Genomic DNA, 20,322 nt, shown 5'->3' on the forward strand with positions numbered 1-20,322 from the left:
GGAAAAGCGATTACTCGTCTGCCCTGCCCGTTCCGCCGCCCTTGAGCACCGCGAAGGGACGGCGCGTCTCCGCCTCCCCCTCCGCCGGCTCGTCCACGGGCTCCGGCGCATCGGGCGAGCGCGGGTAGGGGTCGAGCGCGAGCGACAGGTGCTGCGCCGCCAGCTCGCCCAGGTCGATGCGGCCGCCGACCATCGGCTCGACCTCCGCCGCCAGCGGGTCGACCTCGACCTCCGCCTCGTCCCGTCCCGCCGCGTCGGCGAAGACCGCCTCGACCTCGTCCTCCACCGTGGCGGGCACGGGATCGAGGGTGACGACGCAGCGCTGCACCACGGCGGCGTTCAGCGTGCCAGCCACGACCACGGTGTCGCCGCGGCCCGGCGTCAGGGTGAAGCGTGCGCTGAGTTCGTCGAGCGCCAGCAGGTCGAAGCGCCGGGCCAGCGCCGCCCGCTCCGCCTCGTCGGCCTCGATGGCGATGGTCCGGCCGCCCCGCGGCAGCGTGTTGACGCCGACCATGCGGCTGAATTCCGGAGTCGGGGTCATCAGGCTGCCTCCACCATCTCGGGCGCCGCGCCGAACCGGACCTCTCCGGCCAGGAGCGCCTCCACCGGCTGCGCCGCCAGGCCGGCCGCCTCGCGGCGCATATAGGCGGCAACCGCCCTCACCTGCCCCGGCTCGGGCTCGACCGTGCCGTAGAGGTTACGCCGCAGGGCCGACTCCAGTTCCGCCGGATCGGCGGCGGCCAGCCCGCGATCATAGGCGACGATGCGGCCGTAGAAGCCGCGTCCCATCGCCTTCACCTTCTTGCCGATGCTGAAATCGGTCACGCCGATCTCGCGCAGGCTGAGGTCCATGTCGTTGAACATATGGTCGAACAGGGCCTGGGCGAAATCCGGAGCCGGCGGCGCCTCCCGCTTCAGCCGGTGGAACACCAGGAAGGCGTGCAGGGCCAGCGCCTCGAACCGTCCATCCAGCGTATCGGGCACGCCGCAGGCGGTATAGAAGGCCGGGCTGCGCGCCTGTTCGACCAGCTTGACATAAAGCTCGGCGGCGACACGCTCTCGACGATGGCGGGCAAACAGCTTGGACAGCACGGGACCGATCGGTTTTGCGCAAAGGACGCGGCGATATTGGTCGAACTCCAGGTGGTGTGCTAGAGGGAAGGCTTCAATTGGGAGCCCTTCGGGGCGCGGAGACATGAGGCGATGACGGAAAGAGCAAGGGTCGTCCGGACCATGGCGGCCTGCCTGCTCGCGGTGGCGGCGCTGGCGGCCTGCTCGCCGCGGGTGGCGACGCGCGGCAACCTCGTCGAGGACTACCGGCTCGAGCAGGTCCACACCGGCACCAGCACCAAGTCGGATGTGGCGACGATCCTGGGCACCCCGACCACGGTGTCCACCTTCGACGACAACGTCTGGTACTACATCGGCCAGCGGGTCGAGACGGTGGCGTTCTTCGAGCCGGAGGTGACCAAACGCCGGGTCCTGCGCATGCAGTTCGACCCGACCTCCGGCACGCTGACCGACATGAAGGAGCTGAGCCTGCAGGACGGCGAGCAGGTGGCGCTGGTGTCGCGGGAGACGCCGACGCTGGGCCGCCGCATCGGCATCCTGGAGCAGTTCCTGGGCAATATCGGACGGTTCAACACCGACGGCACCAGTACGGCGCCCACCGCCCGGGGTCGCCCGGTCGGGACCGGCGGCGTCGCCAGCTCGGTCGCCGGCGGGAACTACTAACCCCGCCGAAGGACATGAGAAAACCCCGGCGCCACAAGCGCCGGGGTTTCTGCCGTCACCGCTCCTCTATCCGTGGGCGAGGATCGCCAGCAGCAGCAGGGCCACGATGTTGGTGATCTTGATCATCGGGTTGACCGCCGGGCCGGCGGTGTCCTTGTAGGGGTCACCGACGGTGTCGCCGGTGACGGCCGCCTTATGCGCGTCCGACCCCTTGCCGCCGTGGTTGCCCTCCTCGATGTATTTCTTGGCGTTGTCCCAGGCGCCGCCGCCCGAGGTCATCGAGATGGCGACGAACAGCCCGGTGACGATGACGCCGAGCAGCATCGCCCCGAGCGCAGAGAAGGCGGCGGAACGGCCGGCGATCGCCTCGATCACGAAGTACAGCACCACCGGCGCCAGCACCGGCAGCAGCGACGGCACGATCATCTCGCGGATCGCGGCCTTGGTCAGCATGTCGACCGCGCGCTTGTAGTCCGGCCGGCTGGTGCCCTCCATGATGCCGGCGTTCTCGCGGAACTGGCGGCGAACCTCCTCCACCACCGATCCGGCGGCGCGGCCGACCGCGGTCATGCCGAGCGCGCCGAACAGATAGGGCAGCAGACCGCCGATCAGCAGGCCGACGACGACATAGGGGTTGGCCAGGGAGAAATCGAGCGTGAGGCCCTGGAAATAGGGGTACTGGGCCGAATTGCCGATGAAGTAGCTCAGGTCCGAGGTGTAGGCCGAGAACAGCACCAGCGCGCCGAGGCCGGCGGAGCCGATGGCATAGCCCTTGGTCACCGCCTTGGTGGTGTTTCCGACGGCGTCCAGGGCGTCGGTGGTGACCCGGACCTCGGGCGGCAGGTCCGACATCTCGGCGATGCCGCCGGCGTTGTCGGTCACGGGGCCGTAGGCGTCGAGCGCCACGACCATGCCGGCCAGGGCCAGCATGCTGGTGACCGCGATGGCGATGCCGAACAGACCGGCCACAAGATAGGTGACGATGATGGCGACGCAGATGATCAGCGCCGGGATCGCCGTCGCCTCCATCGACACGGCGAGGCCCTGGATCACGTTGGTGCCGTGGCCGGTGGTCGAGGCCAGCGCGACCGACCGCACCGGGCGGAAATTCGTGCCGGTGTAGTATTCCGTGGTCCAGATCACGAGGCCGGTGACGACCAGCCCGGCGATGCCGCACAGGAACAGCGACAGGCCGCTGAAGCTGCCGCCGCCGACGCTGTAGGTGCCGCCGAAGCCGATCACCACCCAGGTGATCAGGAGGATGCCGACCAGCGACAGCACCGCCGACACCACGAAGCCGCGGTAGAGCGCGCCCATGATGTTGTTGTTGGCGCCGAGCTTGACGAAGAAGGTGCCGGCGATCGAGGCCAGGATGCAGACCGCGCCGATCGCGAGCGGGTAGAGCATCATCCACGACATCAGCTCGCCGGCCCCGGCGAAGAAGATCGACGCCAGGACCATGGTGGCGACGGTGGTGACCGCATAGGTCTCGAACAGGTCCGCGGCCATGCCGGCGCAGTCGCCGACATTGTCGCCGACATTGTCGGCGATCACGGCGGGGTTGCGCGGATCATCCTCGGGGATGCCGGCCTCGACCTTGCCGACGAGGTCGGCGCCGACATCGGCGCCCTTGGTGAAGATGCCGCCGCCGAGACGGGCGAAGATCGAGATCAGCGAGGCGCCGAAGCCGAGCGCCACCAGCGGATCGATCAGGCCGCGGCCGGTGGCGCCGGAGGCGAGCAGGATGGTGTAGTAGCCGGAGACGGCGATCAGCGCCAGGCCGGCCACCAGCAGGCCGGTCACGGCGCCGGAGCGGAAGGCGATGGCGAGGCCGGCGGCCAGGCCCTGGCGGGCGGCTTCGGCGGTGCGGACATTGGCCCGGACCGAGATGTTCATGCCGATGTAGCCGGCGGCGCCGGAGAGCACGGCGCCGATGATGAAGCCGATGCCGACCGAGATCCCGAGAAGCAGCGACACGATGATGGCGATGACCACGCCGACCATGGCGATGGTGAGATATTGCCGGTTCAGGTAAGCGCCCGCGCCCTCCTGGATCGCGGCGGCGATGGCCTGCATTCGGGCATCGCCCGGACTGGCCGACAGCACGCTTCGTGAAGCCCACACGCCATAAACCAACGCACCCAGGCCGCAGGCCAGCACGAAGACAAGGACCGCTGACATCATTCTTGAGTCCCTCGCCCCTGTTGATGACGTACCGGCCTGGTTCAGGCCGGCTCCGCTTCTTTTGCGCGGAAACGATGCCAGAGCGGGAAGACCAGGGCAATCAGCGTGAAATATTTTTGCTTTGTGACGGCCGGGAGGGCTTACAGGGCAGCGATTCGGGCCGTTTGATGGCGGCCGGAGCCGGCGCCGCGGTCAGAAGTGCCGCCAGCCGGTCAGCGACTCGACGGGACGGCCCTGCGGATCGAGCAGGCGCGCCCCCTGCCCCGCCGCGATCCGGCCGATCCGCGCGACCGGGGTGCCCGCGGCCTGGGCGGCCGCCTCGACGGCGACGCGCGCCGAGGCCGGGGCGGTGAACAGCAGCTCGTAATCCTCGCCGCCGGCCCAGGCCGTCTCCTGCAGGGCCGGGTCGAGCGCGATGGCGGCCCGGGCGGCCTCGGACAGAGGCAGCCGGGCCAGCTCGACCTCCGCCGCGACACCGGAGGCGTCGCAGAGATGCGGCAGGTCGCCCGGCAGCCCGTCCGACACGTCCATCGCCGCATGGGCGAGGCCGAGCAGCGCGCGGCCCAGCGCCATCCGCGGTTCCGGCACCCGGTGGCGCTGCGCCAGCGCCCCGGCCGCGTCCGGCGCCAGGCCCGGAAGCCGGCCGAGGATGCAGCGCAGCCCGAGCGCGGCGTCGCCGAGCGCGCCGCTGACATAGAGGTCGTCGCCCGGCCGGGCGCCGGAGCGGCGCAGCATCGCGCCCTGCGGCACCGTGCCGAAGGCGGTGACCGACAGCACCGCGGTCCCGGGCGTCCGCACCGAATCGCCGCCGAGCAGGCCAATGCCGTACAGCGCCTGGTCGGCCGCCAGCCCTTCGACGAAGCGCTCGATCCAGCTCTCGTCCGGCTGCGCCGGCAGCGCCAGCGTCAGGGTATAGGCCAGCGGCGCCGCGCCCTTGGCCGCCAGATCCGACAGGTTGGAACGCAGCAGCTTCCGCGCCACCCGCGCCGGATCCTCGTCCGGCAGGTAATGGACCGTCTCGACCATGGCATCGGTGGTGACCACCAGGTCCCGGCCTTCGCCGGGGTCGAGCAGCGCCGCGTCGTCGGCGAGGCCGAGCGCCCCGGCCGTGCCACGGGCCAGAGGCCGGAAGTAGCGGTCGATGCGCTCGAATTCGCCGAGGCCCATGATGCCGCCTTCCGTCGCCCTAGGGTCAGCCGGCGCGACTCTCGCCCGGCCGCTGCTCGCGGGCGATGCGGTCGAGCACCGCGTTCACCATCGCCGGCTCCTTGCCGCCGAAGAAGGCGCGGGTGACATTGACATATTCCGAGATCACGATCGGCGCCGGGACGTGCAGATTGGCCAGCAGCTCCCACGCTCCGGCCCGCATCACGCAGCGCAGCAGCAGGTCGAGCCGGGGCAGCGTCAGCTGCGCGTCGAGCGCGCCGGCGACGAGGGCGTCGACCTCGTCGCCGCGGATCCGGGTGCCGCGCACGATGTCGCCGAACAGCTCGGCGTCGGGTTCGACCATCGCCTCGCCCTCGACCGGCTCGCCGAAGCGGTGGCGGACGAATTCGGCGATCACCGTCTCGAGCGGCGTGCCTGACTGCTCCATCTGGTACAGCGCCTGGACGGCCGCCAGGCGGGCGGCGCTGCGGCGGGCCTTGGCGGAAGGTTTCTGGGTCGCCATCGATCAGGCCGTCAGCTGCTTGAAATGCCGCTTGAGCTCGATCATCGCCAGGGCGGCGCGGGCGGCACCGCCGCCCTTGTCCATCTCCTCGACCTTGGCGCGGGCCCAGGCCTGCGCCTCGTTCTCCACGGTCAGGATGCCGTTGCCGATGGCGAGGCCGTGACGCAGGGACAGCTCCTGCAGGCCGCGGGCGCTCTCGTTGCAGACGATGTCGTAATGCGAGGTCTCGCCGCGGATGACGCAGCCGAGCGCGACATAGCCGTCGAAGCGGCGCGCCGAGGTCGAGGCGATCTGCACCGCGGCGGGGATCTCCAGCGCCCCCGGCACGGCGATGCGCTCATAGGTGGCGCCGATCTCGTCCAGCACCGCGACGGCGCCGCGCGCCAGCTCGTCGGCGAAGTCCTCGTAGAAGCGGGCCTCGACGATCAGGATGTGCGGCGCCGGGCCGGCGAAGGACACGGGCCGCTGTTCGGTCTTGGCGACCATTTCAGTCCTCTTGGATTCCGGTGATCGCGCGCTGCTCGACCACGGTCAGGCCGTAGCCGTCGATGCCGACGATGGTGCGGGGGTGGTTGGACAGCACGATCAGCTTGCGCACGCCGAGGTCGAGCAGGATCTGGGCGCCGACGCCGTAGTCGCGCAGCTCGTGCCCGCTCTCCTTCGCCGGCATGCCCTCCAGCCGCCGCTTCAGCCGCTCGCTCAGGCTGTCGGGCTGCGGCTCGCGGATCAGGACGACGACGCCCCGGCCCTCGCGGCCGATCGCCTCCATGGCGCCGTGCAGGATACCGGCATTGCCGCCATGGACGTCGCCGAGCACGTCGTCCAGCACGTTCAGCGCATGCATCCGCACCGGCACCGGCTCGTCGCCCGAGATGTCGCCCTTCACCAGCACGACATGCTCGGCGTAGCGCGCCTTGTTGACATAGACCAGCATCCGCCAATCGCCGCCGAAGCGGCTCTCGATCGTGGTCTCGAGCTTGCGCTCGACCAGCGATTCCTGGCAGCGGCGATAGGCGATCAGGTCGGCGATGGTGCCGATCTTGACGTTGTGGAACTGGGCGAACTTCACCAGGTCCGGCAGCCGGGCCATGGTGCCGTCGTCGTTCATGATCTCGCAGATCACGCCGGCCGGGTACAGCCCGGCCAGGCGGGCGATGTCGACCGCGGCCTCGGTGTGGCCGGTGCGCTCCAGCACGCCGCCGTCGCGCGCCACCAGCGGGAAGATGTGGCCGGGCGTGGCGATGTCGGCCGGGCCGCAGGCGGGGTCGATCGCGACCGCGACGGTGCGCGCCCGGTCGGCCGCCGAGATGCCCGTGGTCACGCCTTCGCGCGCCTCGATCGAGACGGTGAAGGCGGTCTGGTGGCGCGAGGCGTTGCTGCGGGTCATGAGCTGCAGCCCCAGCTCGTCGATCCGCTTGCGCTCCATGGCCAGGCAGATCAGCCCGCGGCCGTAGCGCGCCATGAAGTTGATCGCCTCGGCATCCGCCATCTGCGCCGGGATCACCAGGTCGCCCTCGTTCTCCCGGTCCTCGTCGTCGACCAGGATGAACATGCGACCCTGCCGCGCCTCCTCGATGATCTCGGAGATCGGCGAGAGGAACGCCTGGTCCTCGGGGCTCAGCCGGCCGTCTTGCGATCCCGCAGCAGGCGCGCCGTGTAGCGCGCCAGCATGTCGATCTCCAAGTTCACGCGGCGAGCCGTGCTTAAGCTTCGAAAGGTCGTGCATGACTGCGTGTGCGGAATGATGTTGACGCCGAAGCGGCAGGTGCCGGAGGGGGTGTCGGCGACCTCGTTGACGGTCAGGGAGACGCCTTCGATCGCGACCGAGCCTTTGGAAGCGATATAGTCCGCCAGCTCGGCCGGGGCCTCGATGGTGAAGCGGACGCTGTCGCCCTCCGGCCGGCGGTCGACGATGGTGCCGACGCCGTCGACATGGCCGTAGACCAGATGCCCGCCGATCTCGTCGCCGAGCTTGAGCGAGCGCTCGAGATTGACCTCGGTGCCGACCGCCCAGTCGCCCAGGGTGCTGCGCGACAGCGTCTCGGCCGAGGCCTCGACCGCATAGCGGCCCGGCCAGGTCTCGATCACGGTCAGGCAGACGCCGTTGTGCGCGACCGAGGCGCCGATCTCGATCGTCGCCGTGTCGTACGCCGTCTCGATGATATAGCGGGTATCGCCTCGCCGCTCGACCGCCGCGACGCGTCCCACATCGGTGATGATGCCGCTGAACATGGCGGGCACCCTATGACGAGTGCGGTGTGGTTTCCAGCGAAACCACATTGCGCGCGACGCAGCCCCTCCCTGTCAGAGGCGCTCGCCGCGCAGGCGGGTCAGAGGCGCTCGCCGCGGGGGCGGGTCAGGGGCGCTCGCCGCGAAGCTGGTCCACGAAGTCGCTGAACGCGCCCGGCTCCTGGAAGTCGCGGTAGACCGACGCGTAGCGGATATAGGCCACCTTGTCGACGCCGCTCAGCGCCTTCATCACCATCTCGCCGATCGCCTTGGACGGGATCTCGCTCTCGCCCGAGCTCTCGAGCTGGCGGACCAGCGAATTGACGATGCGCTCCAGCCGCTCGATGTCGATGTCGCGCTTGCGCAGGGCGATGCGCATCGAGCGCAGCAGCTTCTCGCGGTCGAAGGGCTCGCGCTGGCCGGTCGACTTGATCACGGTCAGCTCGCGCAGCTGGATCCGCTCGAAGGTGGTGAAGCGGGCGCCGCAGGCCGGGCAGAAGCGCCGCCGCCGGATGGCCGAATTGTCCTCGGTGGGACGGGAGTCCTTCACCTGGGTGTCGTCGTGGCCACAGAACGGGCAGCGCATCGGTTCCCCCGGAAATGGTTCGCCCACAACGAATGGATACCATCCGTTGTGGGCGAACCACAATCTATCGCGTCATCGGCGGGCCGTTTCCGGCCCGCGGACGACTGTCAGAGATCCGGGTAGATCGGGAAGCGGGTGCAGAGCGCCTCGACCCGGGCCCGCACCGCCTTCTCCACCGCCGAGTTGTCCTCGGGGTTGGCGACGAGCCCGTCCAGCACCTCGACCGCCATCTCGCCGACCTGGCGGAACTCGGCCAGGCCGAAGCCGCGCGAGGTCGCGGCCGGGCTGCCCAGGCGAACGCCGGAGGTGATGGTCGGCTTCTCCGGGTCGAACGGCACGCCGTTCTTGTTGCAGGTCATGCCGGCATGCTCGAGGCTGGCTTCGGCCGCCTTGCCGGTCAGCTTCTTCGGCCGTAGGTCGACCAGCATCAGATGCGTGTCGGTGCCGCCGGAGACGATGTCGAGCCCACCGGCGCGCACCGTCTCGGCCAGGACCTTGGCGTTCTCCACCACCGCCTTGGCGTAGAGCTTGAACTCGGGCCGCAGCGCCTCGCCGAAGGCCACCGCCTTGGCGGCGATGACATGCATCAGCGGACCGCCCTGCAGGCCCGGGAAGACCGAGGAGTTGATCTTCCTGCCGAGCTCCGGGTCGTTCGACAGCACCATGCCGCCGCGCGGCCCGCGCAGGGTCTTGTGCGTCGTGGTGGTGACGACATGGGCGTGCGGCAGCGGGCTCGGATGCACGCCGCCGGCGACCAGGCCGGCGAAATGCGCCATGTCGACCATCAGATAGGCGCCGACCGAATCCGCGATCTGGCGGAACCGGGCGAAGTCGATGATCCGCGGATAGGCCGAACCGCCGGCGATGATCAGCTTCGGCTTGTGCTCGTCGGCCAGGCGCTGCAGCTCGTCATAGTCGATCCGGGCGTCGTCGCGGCGGACGCCGTACTGCACCGCGTTGAACCACTTGCCCGACTGGTTCGGCGCGGCGCCGTGGGTCAGGTGGCCGCCGGCGGCCAGCGACATGCCGAGCACGGTGTCGCCCGGCTGCAGCAGGGCGAAGAACACCGCCTGGTTGGCCTGGGCGCCGGAATGCGGCTGGACATTGGCGAAGGCGCAGTCGAACAGCTTGCACGCCCGTTCGATCGCCAGCGATTCCGCCACGTCGACATATTCGCAGCCGCCGTAGTAGCGGCGGTTCGGATAGCCCTCGGCGTATTTGTTGGTCAGGACCGATCCCTGGGCCTCGAGCACGGCGCGGGAGACGATGTTCTCGCTGGCGATCAGCTCGATCTGCGACTGCTGACGCTTCAGCTCGTCCCGGATGCCGCGCAGCACGGCCGGGTCAGTGTCTTCGAGGCGGGCGGTGAACAGGGAGCTGGCGGCGGTCATCTGGGCGGCGGGATCGGGGGAACTCATGGGGCAGTCATCCTGGTCAGGCGGAGGGCACGTCGAGCTTGGCGATGCGGTCGCCGTGCCGACCGCCTTCGTAGTCGGTGGACAGGAACACGGCAAGGCAATCGCGGGCGGTCTCGAAACCGATGATTCGGGCGCCAAGCGCGAGCACGTTGGCGTCGTTGTGCCGCCGGCACAGCCGGGCGGTGGTGACGTCGTGGCAAAGCGCCGCACGGATGCCGCGATGGCGGTTGGCCGCGATCGAGATGCCGATGCCGGTGCCGCACACCAGGACGCCGCGCGCCGCCCGCCCGTCCCGGACCGCCTGCGCCACGGCGCGGCCGTAATCCGGATAGTCGACCCGGTCCGGGCTGTTGGTGCCGAGATCCAGCACCGCCAGCCCCTGCTCCTCGATGACCGACTTGAGCTGGTCCTTGAGGGCGTAGCCGGCGTGATCGGCGGCGATGGCGACAGTCTTCGTGGCGTCGGTCATGGTGTTCCGGTCGGATGGGGTGCGGGCGACCTTCGCATATTTTGCGGTTGAGAGAGAGCCGTAACTTGGCCCAATTTCTCTGCGCGAGCCCGGCCTCATCCCGCCGCAGCTTGCAGTTGCAGAATAGATGGCATTTTCCCATTGCCGTTGACACACGCGATATCAAATGCGACCTCGTTGTCGCTGTTGACGACACTAAAAGAAAAGGAATTGAACAATGGAGGATGCAGCAAGCACGGGCGGACGAAGCAACGATAATCTGGTGCAGATGACCACCCAGATCGTCACGTCCTATATTTCGCGCAACACCGTCCCGACCGATCAGCTCGGGGCGGTGATCCAGTCCATCCACGATGCGTTGCGGAACGTCGGGTCGGCACCGGCGGCCGCGGCGGCCGCGGCACCGGCGAAGCCGGCGGTGCCGATCCGGCGGTCGGTGCAGCCCGACTACATCGTGTGCCTTGAGGACGGCAAGAAGCTGAAGATGCTGAAGCGGCACCTGCGGACGACCTACAACATGTCGCCGGAGGAATACCGGGCCAAATGGGGCCTGGCGGCCGACTATCCCATGGTCGCGCCGAACTATGCCGAGCAGCGCTCCGCCTTCGCCAAGAAGATCGGCCTGGGCAAGGCCCGCCGCGGCTGATCGTCGGCACTGGGGGCCGGGGCGCCGGCAGCGTCAGCCCGCATGTCGGGCTGGGCTGGCGGCGCCCCGGCCCCTGTGCTGTTATGCGCCACCCATTTGTGACAGTCCGGAGTTCGTCATGACTTCCTCCGCCGCCGTTGCGGCCGCCAAGCCGGCCCAGACCGGCCGCGCCGCCTTCCACTGGGAGGACCCGCTCCTGCTCGAGGAGCTTCTGACCGAGGAGGAGCGCATGGTGCGCGACGCGGCGCGCGCCTACTGCCAGGAGAAGCTGCTGCCGCGGGTGCGCGAGGCCAACCGGCACGAGATCTTCCATCGCGAGATCATGAACGAGATGGGCGAGCTCGGCTTCCTCGGCTCGACCATCGAGGGCTACGGCTGCGCCGGCGTGAACTCGATCTGCTACGGCCTGATCGCGCGCGAGGTCGAGCGCGTCGACAGCGGCTACCGTTCCGCCATGTCGGTGCAGTCGAGCCTGGTGATGTACCCGATCTGGGCCTACGGCACCGAGGAACAGCGCCAGAGGTACCTGCCCCGGCTCGCCAGCGGCGAGATCGTCGGCTGCTTCGGCCTGACCGAGCCCGACGCCGGCTCCGACCCCGGCTCGATGAAGACCCGGGCACGCAGCGTCTCCGGCGGCTACAGCCTGTCCGGCGCCAAGATGTGGATCACCAACTCGCCGATCGCCGACGTCTTCGTGGTCTGGGCCAAGGACGATGCCGGCGAGATCCGCGGCTTCGTGCTGGAGCGCGGCATGAAGGGCCTGTCGGCGCCGAAGATCGAGGGCAAATTCTCGCTGCGCGCCTCGGCCACCGGCGAGATCGTGATGGACGAGGTGTTCGTCCCGGAAGAGAACCTGCTGCCCAACGTCAAGGGGCTGAAGGGTCCGTTCGGTTGCCTGAACAACGCCCGCTACGGCATCGCCTGGGGCGCCCTCGGCGCGGCCGAGTTCTGCTGGCACACCGCCCGGCAGTACACGCTGGACCGCAAGATGTTCGGCCGTCCCCTGGCCGCCAACCAGCTGATCCAGAAGAAGCTGGCCGACATGCAGACCGAGATCACCCTCGGCCTGATCGCGGCGCATCGCCTGGGCCAGCTCAAGGACGAGGGCAAGGCGGCGCCGGAGGCGATCAGTCTCCTGAAGCGCAACAACTGCGGCAAGTCGCTCGACATCGCCCGCCAGGCCCGCGACATGCTCGGCGGCAACGGCATCGCCGACGAGTTCCACGTCATCCGCCACGTGATGAATCTCGAGGCGGTCAACACCTATGAGGGCACGCATGACGTGCACGCCCTGATCCTCGGCCGGGCGCAGACCGGGCTGGCGGCGTTCTGAACCGCCTCGCCGGTCGTTGCCGGATAAACGAAAGGCGCGTCCCTCGGGATGCGCCTTTTTCGTGACCGGCCGGAGGGCGGCCTCAGGCCGCGCTGGTCACCGGCTGGTCGGTGGTATAGGCGAGGTTGCCGGACCAGAAGCCTTCGAGCCGCCGCAGCGTCGCGTTCAGCGTCTCGACGTCTCCGACCCGCAGCCCGGTGCCCTCCAGCGCGTCCGCCTGGCGGCTGAACATCGTCTCCAGCTTGGCCCGCAGCGCCTGACCCTTGCTGGTCAGCCGGACCCGTGTGGAGCGCCGGTCGTGCTGCGACCGCTCCTGCGTCAAGTAGCCGTTCTCGACCATCTTCTTGACGTTGTACGAGACGTTCGAGCCCAGATAGTAGCCACGGGCGGTCAATTCGCCGATGGTCAGCTCGTCCATGCCGATATTGTACAGAATCAAACTCTGGACGTTGTTGATGTCTTGGACGCCAAAACGGTCCAGCTCCACCTTTACCACATCCAGGAAGCAGCGATGGAGCCGCTCGATCAGCGCGGTCATGCGGTAATAGGGATGATGCATTCAGACCTCCGACCCACTGGCACTTTTGTACTATCTAGACCGCCGTTCTACCACTGAGAAAGCCACTTTAGACAAAATCATCCAAAACGAAAGTGTTGTGAGCAGGACAGGTGTTCACTGCAATTTGCACCGCATTCAGGACGAATTCGCGCTAGATCGATGCTTTCGGTTGCCACAAAAGACATTTTTGATCCTCTCGCCCAGACTTATCAACCCTTTGCGTGCAATGGCCGGTCCCTTTGCGCGGTGGCGCGTGGCGGGCCGCCGCACCTGGTTGTTTCCCGCCGCGGCTCCGTCCTAAAGTTCGGCCGCCTTCCAGGAATATCGAGAGTCCCATGTCCCGCCTGCCCTTCCCCGGTTCCTACCCGACCACGCGGATGCGACGCCTGCGCACCGACGGCTGGATTCGCGAGCTGGTGGCGGAGACCCGGCTCTCGCCGTCGGACCTGATCTGGCCGATCTTCGTGGTCGAGGGCGACCGCCGGCAGCCGGTCGAATCGCTGCCGGGGGTTGAGCGCCACGATCTCGCCGGCGCCGTCGAGGCCTGCCGCCGCGCCCGCGGGCTCGGCATCCCCGCGGTCGCGCTGTTCCCGATGATCGACCGCGCCCTGCGCAGCGAGGACGGGGCCGAGGCCTGCCGCGCCGGCAACCTGGTGTGCCGCGCCATCGCCGCGATCAAGGCGGCGGTGCCCGATCTCGGCGTCGTCGTCGACGTCGCCCTCGACCCCTTCACCAGCCACGGCCATGACGGGCTGATCCGCGACGGCCGCATCCTGAACGACGAGACGATCGAGATCCTGGTCCGGCAGGCGCTGGTCCAGGCCGAGGCCGGGGCCGACATCGTGGCGCCGTCGGACATGATGGACGGGCGCATCGGAGCGATCCGAGCGGCCCTGGACGGCGCCGGGCGGCAGGACGTCAAGATCATGGCCTATGCGGCGAAATACGCCTCGGCCTTCTACGGCCCGTTCCGCGACGCGGTCGGGTCGACCGGCGTGCTGATCGGCGACAAGAAGACCTATCAGATGAACCCGGCCAACAGCGACGAGGCTCTCCGCGAGGTCGAGTTGGACCTGCGCGAAGGCGCCGACATGGTGATGGTGAAGCCGGGCCTGCCCTATCTCGACATCATCCGCCGGGTGCGCGACGGCTTCGGCGTGCCGACCTTCGCCTATCAGGTCAGCGGCGAATACGCGATGCTGAAGGCGGCGGCGCAGAACGGCTGGCTGGACTACGAGAAGGCGCTGATCGAGGTGCTGACCGCGTTCAAGCGCGCCGGAACTGCCGGAGTCCTGACCTATGGCGCCATCGAAGCGGCGGAGCTGATCGGCCGCTGAGGACCAGCGTCCCAACAACAAAGGATTTTGCCTCGGCTCGATCCGCTGTTATGTGCAGCCCCCCGACCGGCCGGGGATGATTCCCCGGCCCAATCACGCGGAAGGGGGAAACAAGCCTATGGGTGTGCTCGAGTCCATCGTCGATGTCGGCAACGACATCGTCTGGGGCCATGTCCTGATCTATCTTCTGATCGCCACCGGCCTGTTCTTCACGCTCCGGTCCGGCTTCATCCAGTTCCGGCTGTTCGGCCCGAGCTTGGCCACGATGCTGGGCAGCCGGCGCCACCGCAGCCCCGGCGACATCTCGCCGTTCCAGGCCTTCGCGACCGGCCTCGCCAGCCGGGTCGGAACCGGCAACATCGCCGGCGTCGCCATCGCCATCACCGCCGGCGGGCCGGGCGCGGTGTTCTGGATGTGGGCGACGGCGCTGCTGGGCATGTCCAGCGCCTTCGCCGAATCGACGCTGGCGCAGCTGTTCAAAGTCAACCATCGCGACGACACCTTCCGCGGCGGCCCGGCCTATTACATCGAGCGCGGCCTCGGCCAGCGCTGGCTGGGCATCGTCTTCGCCCTCCTGCTGATCCTGACCTTCGGCCTGGTGTTCAACGCCGTGCAGGCCAATTCGATCGTGGCCGCGATCGCCGGCGCTGCGGGAGACGGCGCCGTGTCGCCGGAATGGATCGGCCTGGTGCTGGTCGTCATCACCGCGCCGATCATCTTCGGCGGCGTTCGTTCCGTCGCCCGGGTGGCGGAGCTGATGGTGCCGGTGATGGCCGGTCTCTACCTCCTGATGGCGCTGTACATCACCGTCGCCAACATCGGCGTGCTGCCCGAGGTCGTCGCGACCATCTTCAAGAGCGCCTTCGGCCTGCAGCAGGCGGCGGGCGGTTTCGCCGGCTATGCGGTGTCGCAGGCCATGATGCAGGGCATCCGGCGCGGCCTGTTCTCGAACGAGGCTGGCATGGGCTCGGCCCCGAACGCCGCGGCCACGGCGACCACCCGGCATCCGGCGACGCAGGGGCTGATGCAGATGCTGGGCGTCTTCATCGACACCATCATCGTCTGCAGTTGCACCGCCGCGATTATCCTGCTGTCCGGCGTCTATCAGCCCGGCAACGGCATGGGCGGAGTGCAGCTGACCCAGGCCGCCATCGTCTCGCAGGTCGGCGACTGGGGCAGCGTGTTCCTGGCCGTCGCGATGTTCCTGTTCGCCTACTCCTCGATCATCGGCAACTACGCCTATGCCGAGGGCAATGTCGAATTCATCCGCAACAGCCGCCCGGTGCTGCTGGTGTTCCGGCTGGCCGTGCTGGCGATGGTGTTCTTCGGCTCGGTGCAGGAGGTCAAGCTGGTCTGGAACATGGCCGACCTCAGCATGGGCCTGATGGCGATCGTCAACCTGGTGGCGATCCTGCTGCTGTCGCGCTGGGTCTTCGTGCTGGCGAAGGACTATCGCGGCCAGCTGCGCCTCGGCGCCGCCGAGCCGGTCTTCGACCGCAAATCCTACCCCGAGCTGGATCGCCGGCTGCCGCGGGACGTCTGGTAGGCTAACCGGCCAGCCAGTCCCGGATCGGTGCGATCTGCCCCGGCGCCATCAGCGCCGGGGCGTGGCCGCAGCCGGCGACGGTGATCAGCACCGTGTCCGGCCGCGCCGCCATGCGTTCGGCCGTCGCCGCGGTCAGCAGGTCCGATTCCGCGCCGCGGACCACCAGCACCGGGCAGCGGATCTGGTCCCAGACCATCCACAGGTCGACATCCGCGATCGGGCCGGCGAAGGCGGCGGCGATGCCGGGGTCGTAGGCCAGGCCCAGCGTCCCGTCGTTGCGCCGCCGGGCGCTGTGGGTGGCGAGGTGCCGCCACTGGGCGTCGGTCAGGGGCCCGAAGGGCGCGTGCACGCGCCGCAGATAGGCCTCCAGCCCGTCGATGTCGGCGAAGACCGGGTCCTGCCCGACATAGGAACCGATGCGCTGCAGCGCCGCCTGCGGTATGAACGGGCCGACATCGTTCAGCACCAGCCGCCGGATCGGCGTGTTCGGCTGGGCCGCCAGCATCATGCCGATCAGCCCGCCCATCGAGGTGCCGACCCAGTCGACCGCCGGGACGTCGAGCCGGGCGATCAGCGCCGCCGCGTCGGCGAGGTATTGCGGATAGCCGTAGAGGGCGGGGTTGGCGAGCCAGCCGCTGCGGCCGCGGCCGACCACGTCCGGGCAGATGACGGCGCGGCCGGACCAGGCGAGATCCGCGGCCAGCGCGTCGAAGTCCCGGCCGTTGCGGGTCAGCCCGTGCACACACAGCACCGGCGGCTGCGAGCGGTCATGGCCCCAGGCGGCATAGGCCAGGCGGTGGAAGCCGCCGAGGCCGAGACCGAGGAAGTAATGCTCGACCGGCTCCATCTCACGCCGCCCGGGCGCTGGCCGGGCGCAGGGCGCGGTCATCGACGGCGACGAAGCGCCGGGCCTCGAAGCCGTTGAACCGGGTCTGCAGCACGTTGGAATAGGCGCCGATCTGGCCGAACTCGATCCAGTCGCCCTCGCGCACATCCTCCGGCAGCAGCGAGGTTCCGGGCAGGCTGTCGTAGCTGTCGCAGGTCGGGCCGAACAGGGCGAAGCCGGCCGGCCGCCCCCCGGCCCCGCCCGGCCGCAGCAGCCGGACCGGATAGACGGTGCCGAACAGCTTCATGTCGGCCAGGCTGCCATAGGCGCCGTCGTTGAGATACAGGCGGTGGCCGCGCCGGAACTCGACCTTCACCACCAGCGAACAGGCCTCGGCCACCAGCGCCCGCCCCGGCTCGCAGAACACCGTGCGGCCGGAATCGGCCGGCAGCCGGGCCAGGCCGGCACGGATCGCGGCGACGAAGGCGGAGAGCGGCGGCGGCTCGGTGTCGACATAGGCGGCGGGGAAGCCGCCGCCGACATCGATCACCGGCACCGGCACTCCGGCCTGGGCGAGGACGCCGGCGCAGATCTCGAGCGCGCGCTCATAGACCACCGGATCCAGGCATTGCGAGCCGACATGGAAGGTCAGGCCGGCGCGGTTGCCGGTGGCGGCGATCCGGCGCAGCAGCGCCGGCGCGGCTTCGACCTCCGCCCCGAACTTGCCGCTGAGGTCGCAGACGACCGAATCGAAGCGGGGCATGGCGACGCGCAGCACCAGGGTCAGGTCGCGCGCCCCGCCGGTGACCGCGAGGATCTTGTCCAGCTCCTCCTCATGGTCGAGGGCGAAGGTGCGGACGCCGTGGCGGTGATAGGCCAGTTCCACCGCCTGTCGGTTCTTCACCGGGTGCATGTAGTGCGAGACCGCGCCGGGCAGCAGGGACGCGGCCACGATCTCGCTGAGCGAGGCGACGTCGAAATGGCGCACGCCCCCGGCATGCAGCCCGGCCAGCACCTCCGGATGGTCGTTGCACTTGACCGCGTACATCACGGTGCCGGGGAATTGCCGCAGGAACTGCGCCGCCGAGTCCCGCAGCACTTGCGGCCGCAGGCAGTAGACCGGCTCCTCGGGGCGGAGGGCGGTGACCATGGCGAGGGCGTCGGCGAAGGACTCCATCGATCGCTCCAGGCTCGAGCCGCCACCGGAGACGCGGCACCATCTCATCATCGCGGCAGAGCCAGCCGCTTGGCTAGCCCCCCACGCAACTAGACCGAAGCGCGCGCGACATCGCGGTTCGCCCCCCCTGCGCCTCCATGGCGCCTCGCTTCGGATTGGACAGATTATTATAACAGCACCGCCGCGGGCCAACCCGGCACGGCATGGAGACACGACCGATGACATGGCTTCGCCGCGGCGCCATCGCGCTGGCCTGCCTCGTGCTGCTGCTCCTGGTTCTGGCAGGCGCCGGCCTGTGGTGGCTGCGCACCGGCGTGCCGGCCGAATCCGGCACCGTCGCGCTCGACGACCTCTCCGCCCCGGTCCGGATCTATCGCGACGGCCACGGCATCCCGACCATCTTCGCCGAGACCGACGGCGACGCCTATTTCGCCCTCGGCTGGCTGCACGCCCAGGACCGACTGTGGCAGATGGAGCTGCAGCGCCGGGTCGGCGCCGGCCGGCTGGCCGAGCTGGTCGGCGAATCCGGGCTGCGGATGGACAAGTTCATGCGGACGCTGGGCATCTACCGCCTGGCCGAGGCCGACGTCGCCGGCCTGTCGGCGGAGACGCGCGCGGCGCTCGACCGCTACGCCGCCGGGGTCAATGCCTGGATCGCCGGCCATGACGGCGCGCTGCCGCCGGAATTCTACCTGCTGGGAGCCCGGCCGGAGCCATGGCGCCCGGCCGACACGCTGGTCTGGAGCAAGCTGATGGCGCTGCAGCTCTCGGCCAATTACCGCGACGAGATCCTGCGCACCCAGGTGATCGCGCGGCTGGGGCCGGACCGCGCCCGCACCCTGTTCCCGGACCTCGGCGCCCTGCCGCCCGCCACTCTCTCCGCCCTCGACCGCGCCGCGCCGATGCTGACGGCGCTGGCCGAGGCGCTGCCGCCGCCGCTCGGCCCGCGCACCGCGTCGAATGAATGGGTGGTCGGGCCCGGCCGCACCGGCACCGGCGCCCCGATCCTGGCCAACGACCCGCATCTGGGGCTGAGCGCACCGATCCTGTGGTACCTGGCGCGGATCGAGACGCCGACCCTGTCGATCGCCGGCGCCACCGTGCCCGGCGTGCCGCTGACCCTCTTGGGCCAGAACCGGCGGATCGCCTGGGGCTTCACCACCACCGGGGCCGACGTCCAGGACCTGTTCGTGGAGACCGTCGACCCGGCCGATCCGAACCGCTACCGGACACCGGAGGGCAGCGCCGCCTTCGAGACCCGGACGGAAACCATCGCCGTCTCCGGCGGCGATCCGGTGACCTGGACCATCCGCAGCACCCGGCACGGGCCGGTGCTGTCCGACCTCGACCCGGGGATGGCCAAGCTGGCCGGCGACGGCAAGGTCGTCGCCCTCGCCTTCGCCGCGCTGGCGCCCGGCGACACCTCGGCCGAAGCCGTGTACCGACTGAACCGGGCCGGCAACTGGCAGGAGTTCCTGGCGGCGATGCGGCAGTACCGCGCCCCGATCCAGAACGTCGCCTATGCCGACGGCGACGGCAATATCGGCTTCCTGACGCCGGGAGCGATCCCGATCCGCCGCTCCGGCCATGGCGAACTGCCGGCGGACGGCGCGTCGGGCGCCCAGGACTGGACCGGCACCATCCCCTTCGAGGGCCTGCCCCAGGCCTTGAACCCGCGCGGTGGCTTCATCGCCAACGCCAACAACCCGGTGGTCGGGCCCGGCTATCCCTATTATCTCGGCGACGGCTACGACGAGCCCTACCGCGCCCGCCGAATCGTCGAGCTGCTGGAGGCCGACGGGCCGCACACCGTGGAGCGCAGCCAGGCGATGCAGGCCGACACGCTGACCCCGGAAGCGCGCGACCTGCTGCCGCTGATGGCGGACATCGATCCGGCGGACGACCGCATGGCGGGGGCGCTGACGCTGCTGCGCGGCTGGAACCTGCGGATGGACCGCAACCGGTCGGAGCCGCTGATCTACATGGAATGGCTGCGGCGCTTCGCCCATGCCGTGTTCGATCCGCCGCTCGGCCCCCTGGCCGAGGACTATCTCGGGCTGCACCCGGCGGTGCTGACCACGATTCTGACCCGCGACCCGTCCTGGTGCGGCGACGCCGCGGCTCCGCCCCCGGACTGCAAGGCCCTGCTGCGCCGGACCCTGGGCGAGGCGCTGGACGCGCTGGCGCAGCGCCAAGGCGCGGACATGACGACCTGGCGCTGGGGCGCCGAGCATGTCGCGCCGCTGACCGCCCAGGTGCTGTCGCGCGTGCCGGTGATCGGCGACCTGATCTCGCTGGCGGTCCCGACCGACGGCGGCCCCTATACCCTCAACCGCGCCGCGACCAACACCCGCGATGCGGAGGCGCCCTTCGCCGACCGGCACGGCGCCGGCTACCGCGCCGTCTACGACCTGGCCGACCGCGGCCGCTCGCGTTTCATGATCGCCACCGGCCAGTCCGGCCATCCCCTGTCGCCGCATTGGGGCGACCTGGTCGCGGATTGGCGAGACGGACGATACTTGACGTTGTCCGGTGGCGAGGCTGATCTCGCTGCCGCCGGGGCGTCGCTGACGACCCTGCAACCGCGCCAACAATAACATTCCGGAACA

General features: G+C 69.6%; 20 protein-coding genes. 6 read left to right on the forward strand and 14 right to left on the reverse strand.

The window, feature by feature from the left end; genetic code table 11:
• Positions 1–10: 10 nt before the first annotated feature.
• The gene (locus G537_RS0112780) at positions 11–541 is read right to left on the reverse strand and encodes a YceD family protein (RefSeq protein ID WP_026870456.1); all 531 of its coding nucleotides are present in this window, start codon (positions 539–541) and stop codon (positions 11–13) included.
• The gene (locus tag G537_RS0112785) at positions 541–1,092 is read right to left on the reverse strand and encodes a ubiquinol-cytochrome C chaperone family protein (protein ID WP_034851559.1); all 552 of its coding nucleotides are present in this window, start codon (positions 1,090–1,092) and stop codon (positions 541–543) included. Before G537_RS0112785 ends, G537_RS0112780 begins: the two co-directional genes overlap by 1 nt.
• A 111-nt stretch (positions 1,093–1,203) precedes the next feature.
• On the opposite strand from G537_RS0112785, the gene G537_RS37705 reads away from it, so the two are divergent.
• Complete coding sequence (locus G537_RS37705) at positions 1,204–1,734, forward strand: outer membrane protein assembly factor BamE (protein WP_081688773.1); 531 nt, start codon at positions 1,204–1,206, stop codon at positions 1,732–1,734.
• Between the two features lie 66 nt (positions 1,735–1,800).
• Here the strand turns inward: G537_RS37705 and G537_RS0112795 are convergent, their stop codons facing one another.
• The 9 genes from G537_RS0112795 to rpiB form a co-directional block, all read right to left on the reverse strand.
• Positions 1,801–3,915 (reverse strand): sodium-translocating pyrophosphatase, encoded by a 2,115-nt coding sequence (locus G537_RS0112795; protein WP_026870458.1) that lies wholly within the window; start codon positions 3,913–3,915, stop codon positions 1,801–1,803.
• 195 nt (positions 3,916–4,110) lie between these two features.
• Positions 4,111–5,085, reverse strand: coding sequence for a thiamine-phosphate kinase (thiL, locus tag G537_RS0112800; RefSeq protein WP_026870459.1), 975 nt, complete (start codon positions 5,083–5,085; stop codon positions 4,111–4,113).
• 25 nt (positions 5,086–5,110) lie between these two features.
• Positions 5,111–5,587, reverse strand: coding sequence for a transcription antitermination factor NusB (gene nusB, locus G537_RS37710; RefSeq protein WP_034851561.1), 477 nt, complete (start codon positions 5,585–5,587; stop codon positions 5,111–5,113).
• A gap of 3 nt (positions 5,588–5,590) precedes the next feature.
• Entirely contained in the window at positions 5,591–6,073 is a 483-nt protein-coding gene (locus tag G537_RS0112810; RefSeq protein WP_051248365.1) for a 6,7-dimethyl-8-ribityllumazine synthase, read from the reverse strand.
• Between the two features lies 1 nt (position 6,074).
• A complete protein-coding gene (gene ribB / locus G537_RS0112815) occupies positions 6,075–7,208 on the reverse strand; it encodes a 3,4-dihydroxy-2-butanone-4-phosphate synthase (protein WP_026870461.1) in 1,134 nt (377 codons plus the stop codon).
• The gene (locus tag G537_RS0112820) at positions 7,205–7,819 is read right to left on the reverse strand and encodes a riboflavin synthase (protein ID WP_026870462.1); all 615 of its coding nucleotides are present in this window, start codon (positions 7,817–7,819) and stop codon (positions 7,205–7,207) included. Before G537_RS0112820 ends, ribB begins: the two co-directional genes overlap by 4 nt.
• 124 nt (positions 7,820–7,943) lie before the next feature.
• On the reverse strand, positions 7,944–8,402 hold the full coding sequence (gene nrdR / locus G537_RS0112825) for a transcriptional regulator NrdR (protein ID WP_026870463.1): 459 nt from the start codon (positions 8,400–8,402) through the stop codon (positions 7,944–7,946).
• Positions 8,403–8,509: 107 nt separating this feature from the next.
• Complete coding sequence (glyA, locus tag G537_RS0112830; protein ID WP_026870464.1) at positions 8,510–9,793, reverse strand: serine hydroxymethyltransferase; 1,284 nt, start codon at positions 9,791–9,793, stop codon at positions 8,510–8,512.
• Positions 9,794–9,836: 43 nt separating this feature from the next.
• Positions 9,837–10,289 carry a ribose 5-phosphate isomerase B gene (gene rpiB / locus G537_RS0112835; RefSeq protein WP_026870465.1) on the reverse strand — a complete coding sequence of 151 codons (453 nt, stop codon included), beginning with the start codon at positions 10,287–10,289 and terminating at the stop codon, positions 9,837–9,839.
• 268 nt (positions 10,290–10,557) lie between these two features.
• Here rpiB and G537_RS0112840 point away from each other — a divergent pair, with 268 nt between their 5' ends.
• Positions 10,558–10,935 (forward strand): Ros/MucR family transcriptional regulator, encoded by a 378-nt coding sequence (locus tag G537_RS0112840; protein ID WP_281171471.1) that lies wholly within the window; start codon positions 10,558–10,560, stop codon positions 10,933–10,935.
• 118 nt (positions 10,936–11,053) lie between these two features.
• Positions 11,054–12,268, forward strand: coding sequence for an acyl-CoA dehydrogenase (locus G537_RS0112845; RefSeq protein WP_026870467.1), 1,215 nt, complete (start codon positions 11,054–11,056; stop codon positions 12,266–12,268).
• Positions 12,269–12,350: 82 nt separating this feature from the next.
• Here G537_RS0112845 and G537_RS0112850 read toward each other — a convergent pair whose 3' ends face one another.
• On the reverse strand, positions 12,351–12,827 hold the full coding sequence (locus G537_RS0112850; protein ID WP_026870468.1) for a MarR family winged helix-turn-helix transcriptional regulator: 477 nt from the start codon (positions 12,825–12,827) through the stop codon (positions 12,351–12,353).
• 335 nt (positions 12,828–13,162) lie between these two features.
• On the opposite strand from G537_RS0112850, the gene hemB reads away from it, so the two are divergent.
• Positions 13,163–14,164 carry a porphobilinogen synthase gene (gene hemB, locus G537_RS0112855; protein WP_034851564.1) on the forward strand — a complete coding sequence of 334 codons (1,002 nt, stop codon included), beginning with the start codon at positions 13,163–13,165 and terminating at the stop codon, positions 14,162–14,164.
• 118 nt (positions 14,165–14,282) lie between these two features.
• Positions 14,283–15,710, forward strand: coding sequence for an alanine/glycine:cation symporter family protein (locus G537_RS0112860; RefSeq protein WP_026870470.1), 1,428 nt, complete (start codon positions 14,283–14,285; stop codon positions 15,708–15,710).
• Position 15,711: 1 nt separating this feature from the next.
• Here the strand turns inward: G537_RS0112860 and G537_RS0112865 are convergent, their stop codons facing one another.
• Entirely contained in the window at positions 15,712–16,557 is an 846-nt protein-coding gene (locus G537_RS0112865; protein WP_026870471.1) for an alpha/beta fold hydrolase, read from the reverse strand.
• Between the two features lies 1 nt (position 16,558).
• A complete protein-coding gene (locus G537_RS0112870) occupies positions 16,559–17,713 on the reverse strand; it encodes a type III PLP-dependent enzyme (RefSeq protein WP_051248366.1) in 1,155 nt (384 codons plus the stop codon).
• A 218-nt stretch (positions 17,714–17,931) separates the two neighbouring features.
• On the opposite strand from G537_RS0112870, the gene G537_RS37715 reads away from it, so the two are divergent.
• Positions 17,932–20,310, forward strand: coding sequence for a penicillin acylase family protein (locus tag G537_RS37715; protein WP_034851567.1), 2,379 nt, complete (start codon positions 17,932–17,934; stop codon positions 20,308–20,310).
• The last annotated feature ends 12 nt before the right edge of the window (positions 20,311–20,322 follow it).

The sequence above is a fragment of the Inquilinus limosus DSM 16000 genome (assembly GCF_000423185.1).
GTDB lineage: Bacteria > Pseudomonadota > Alphaproteobacteria > DSM-16000 > Inquilinaceae > Inquilinus > Inquilinus limosus.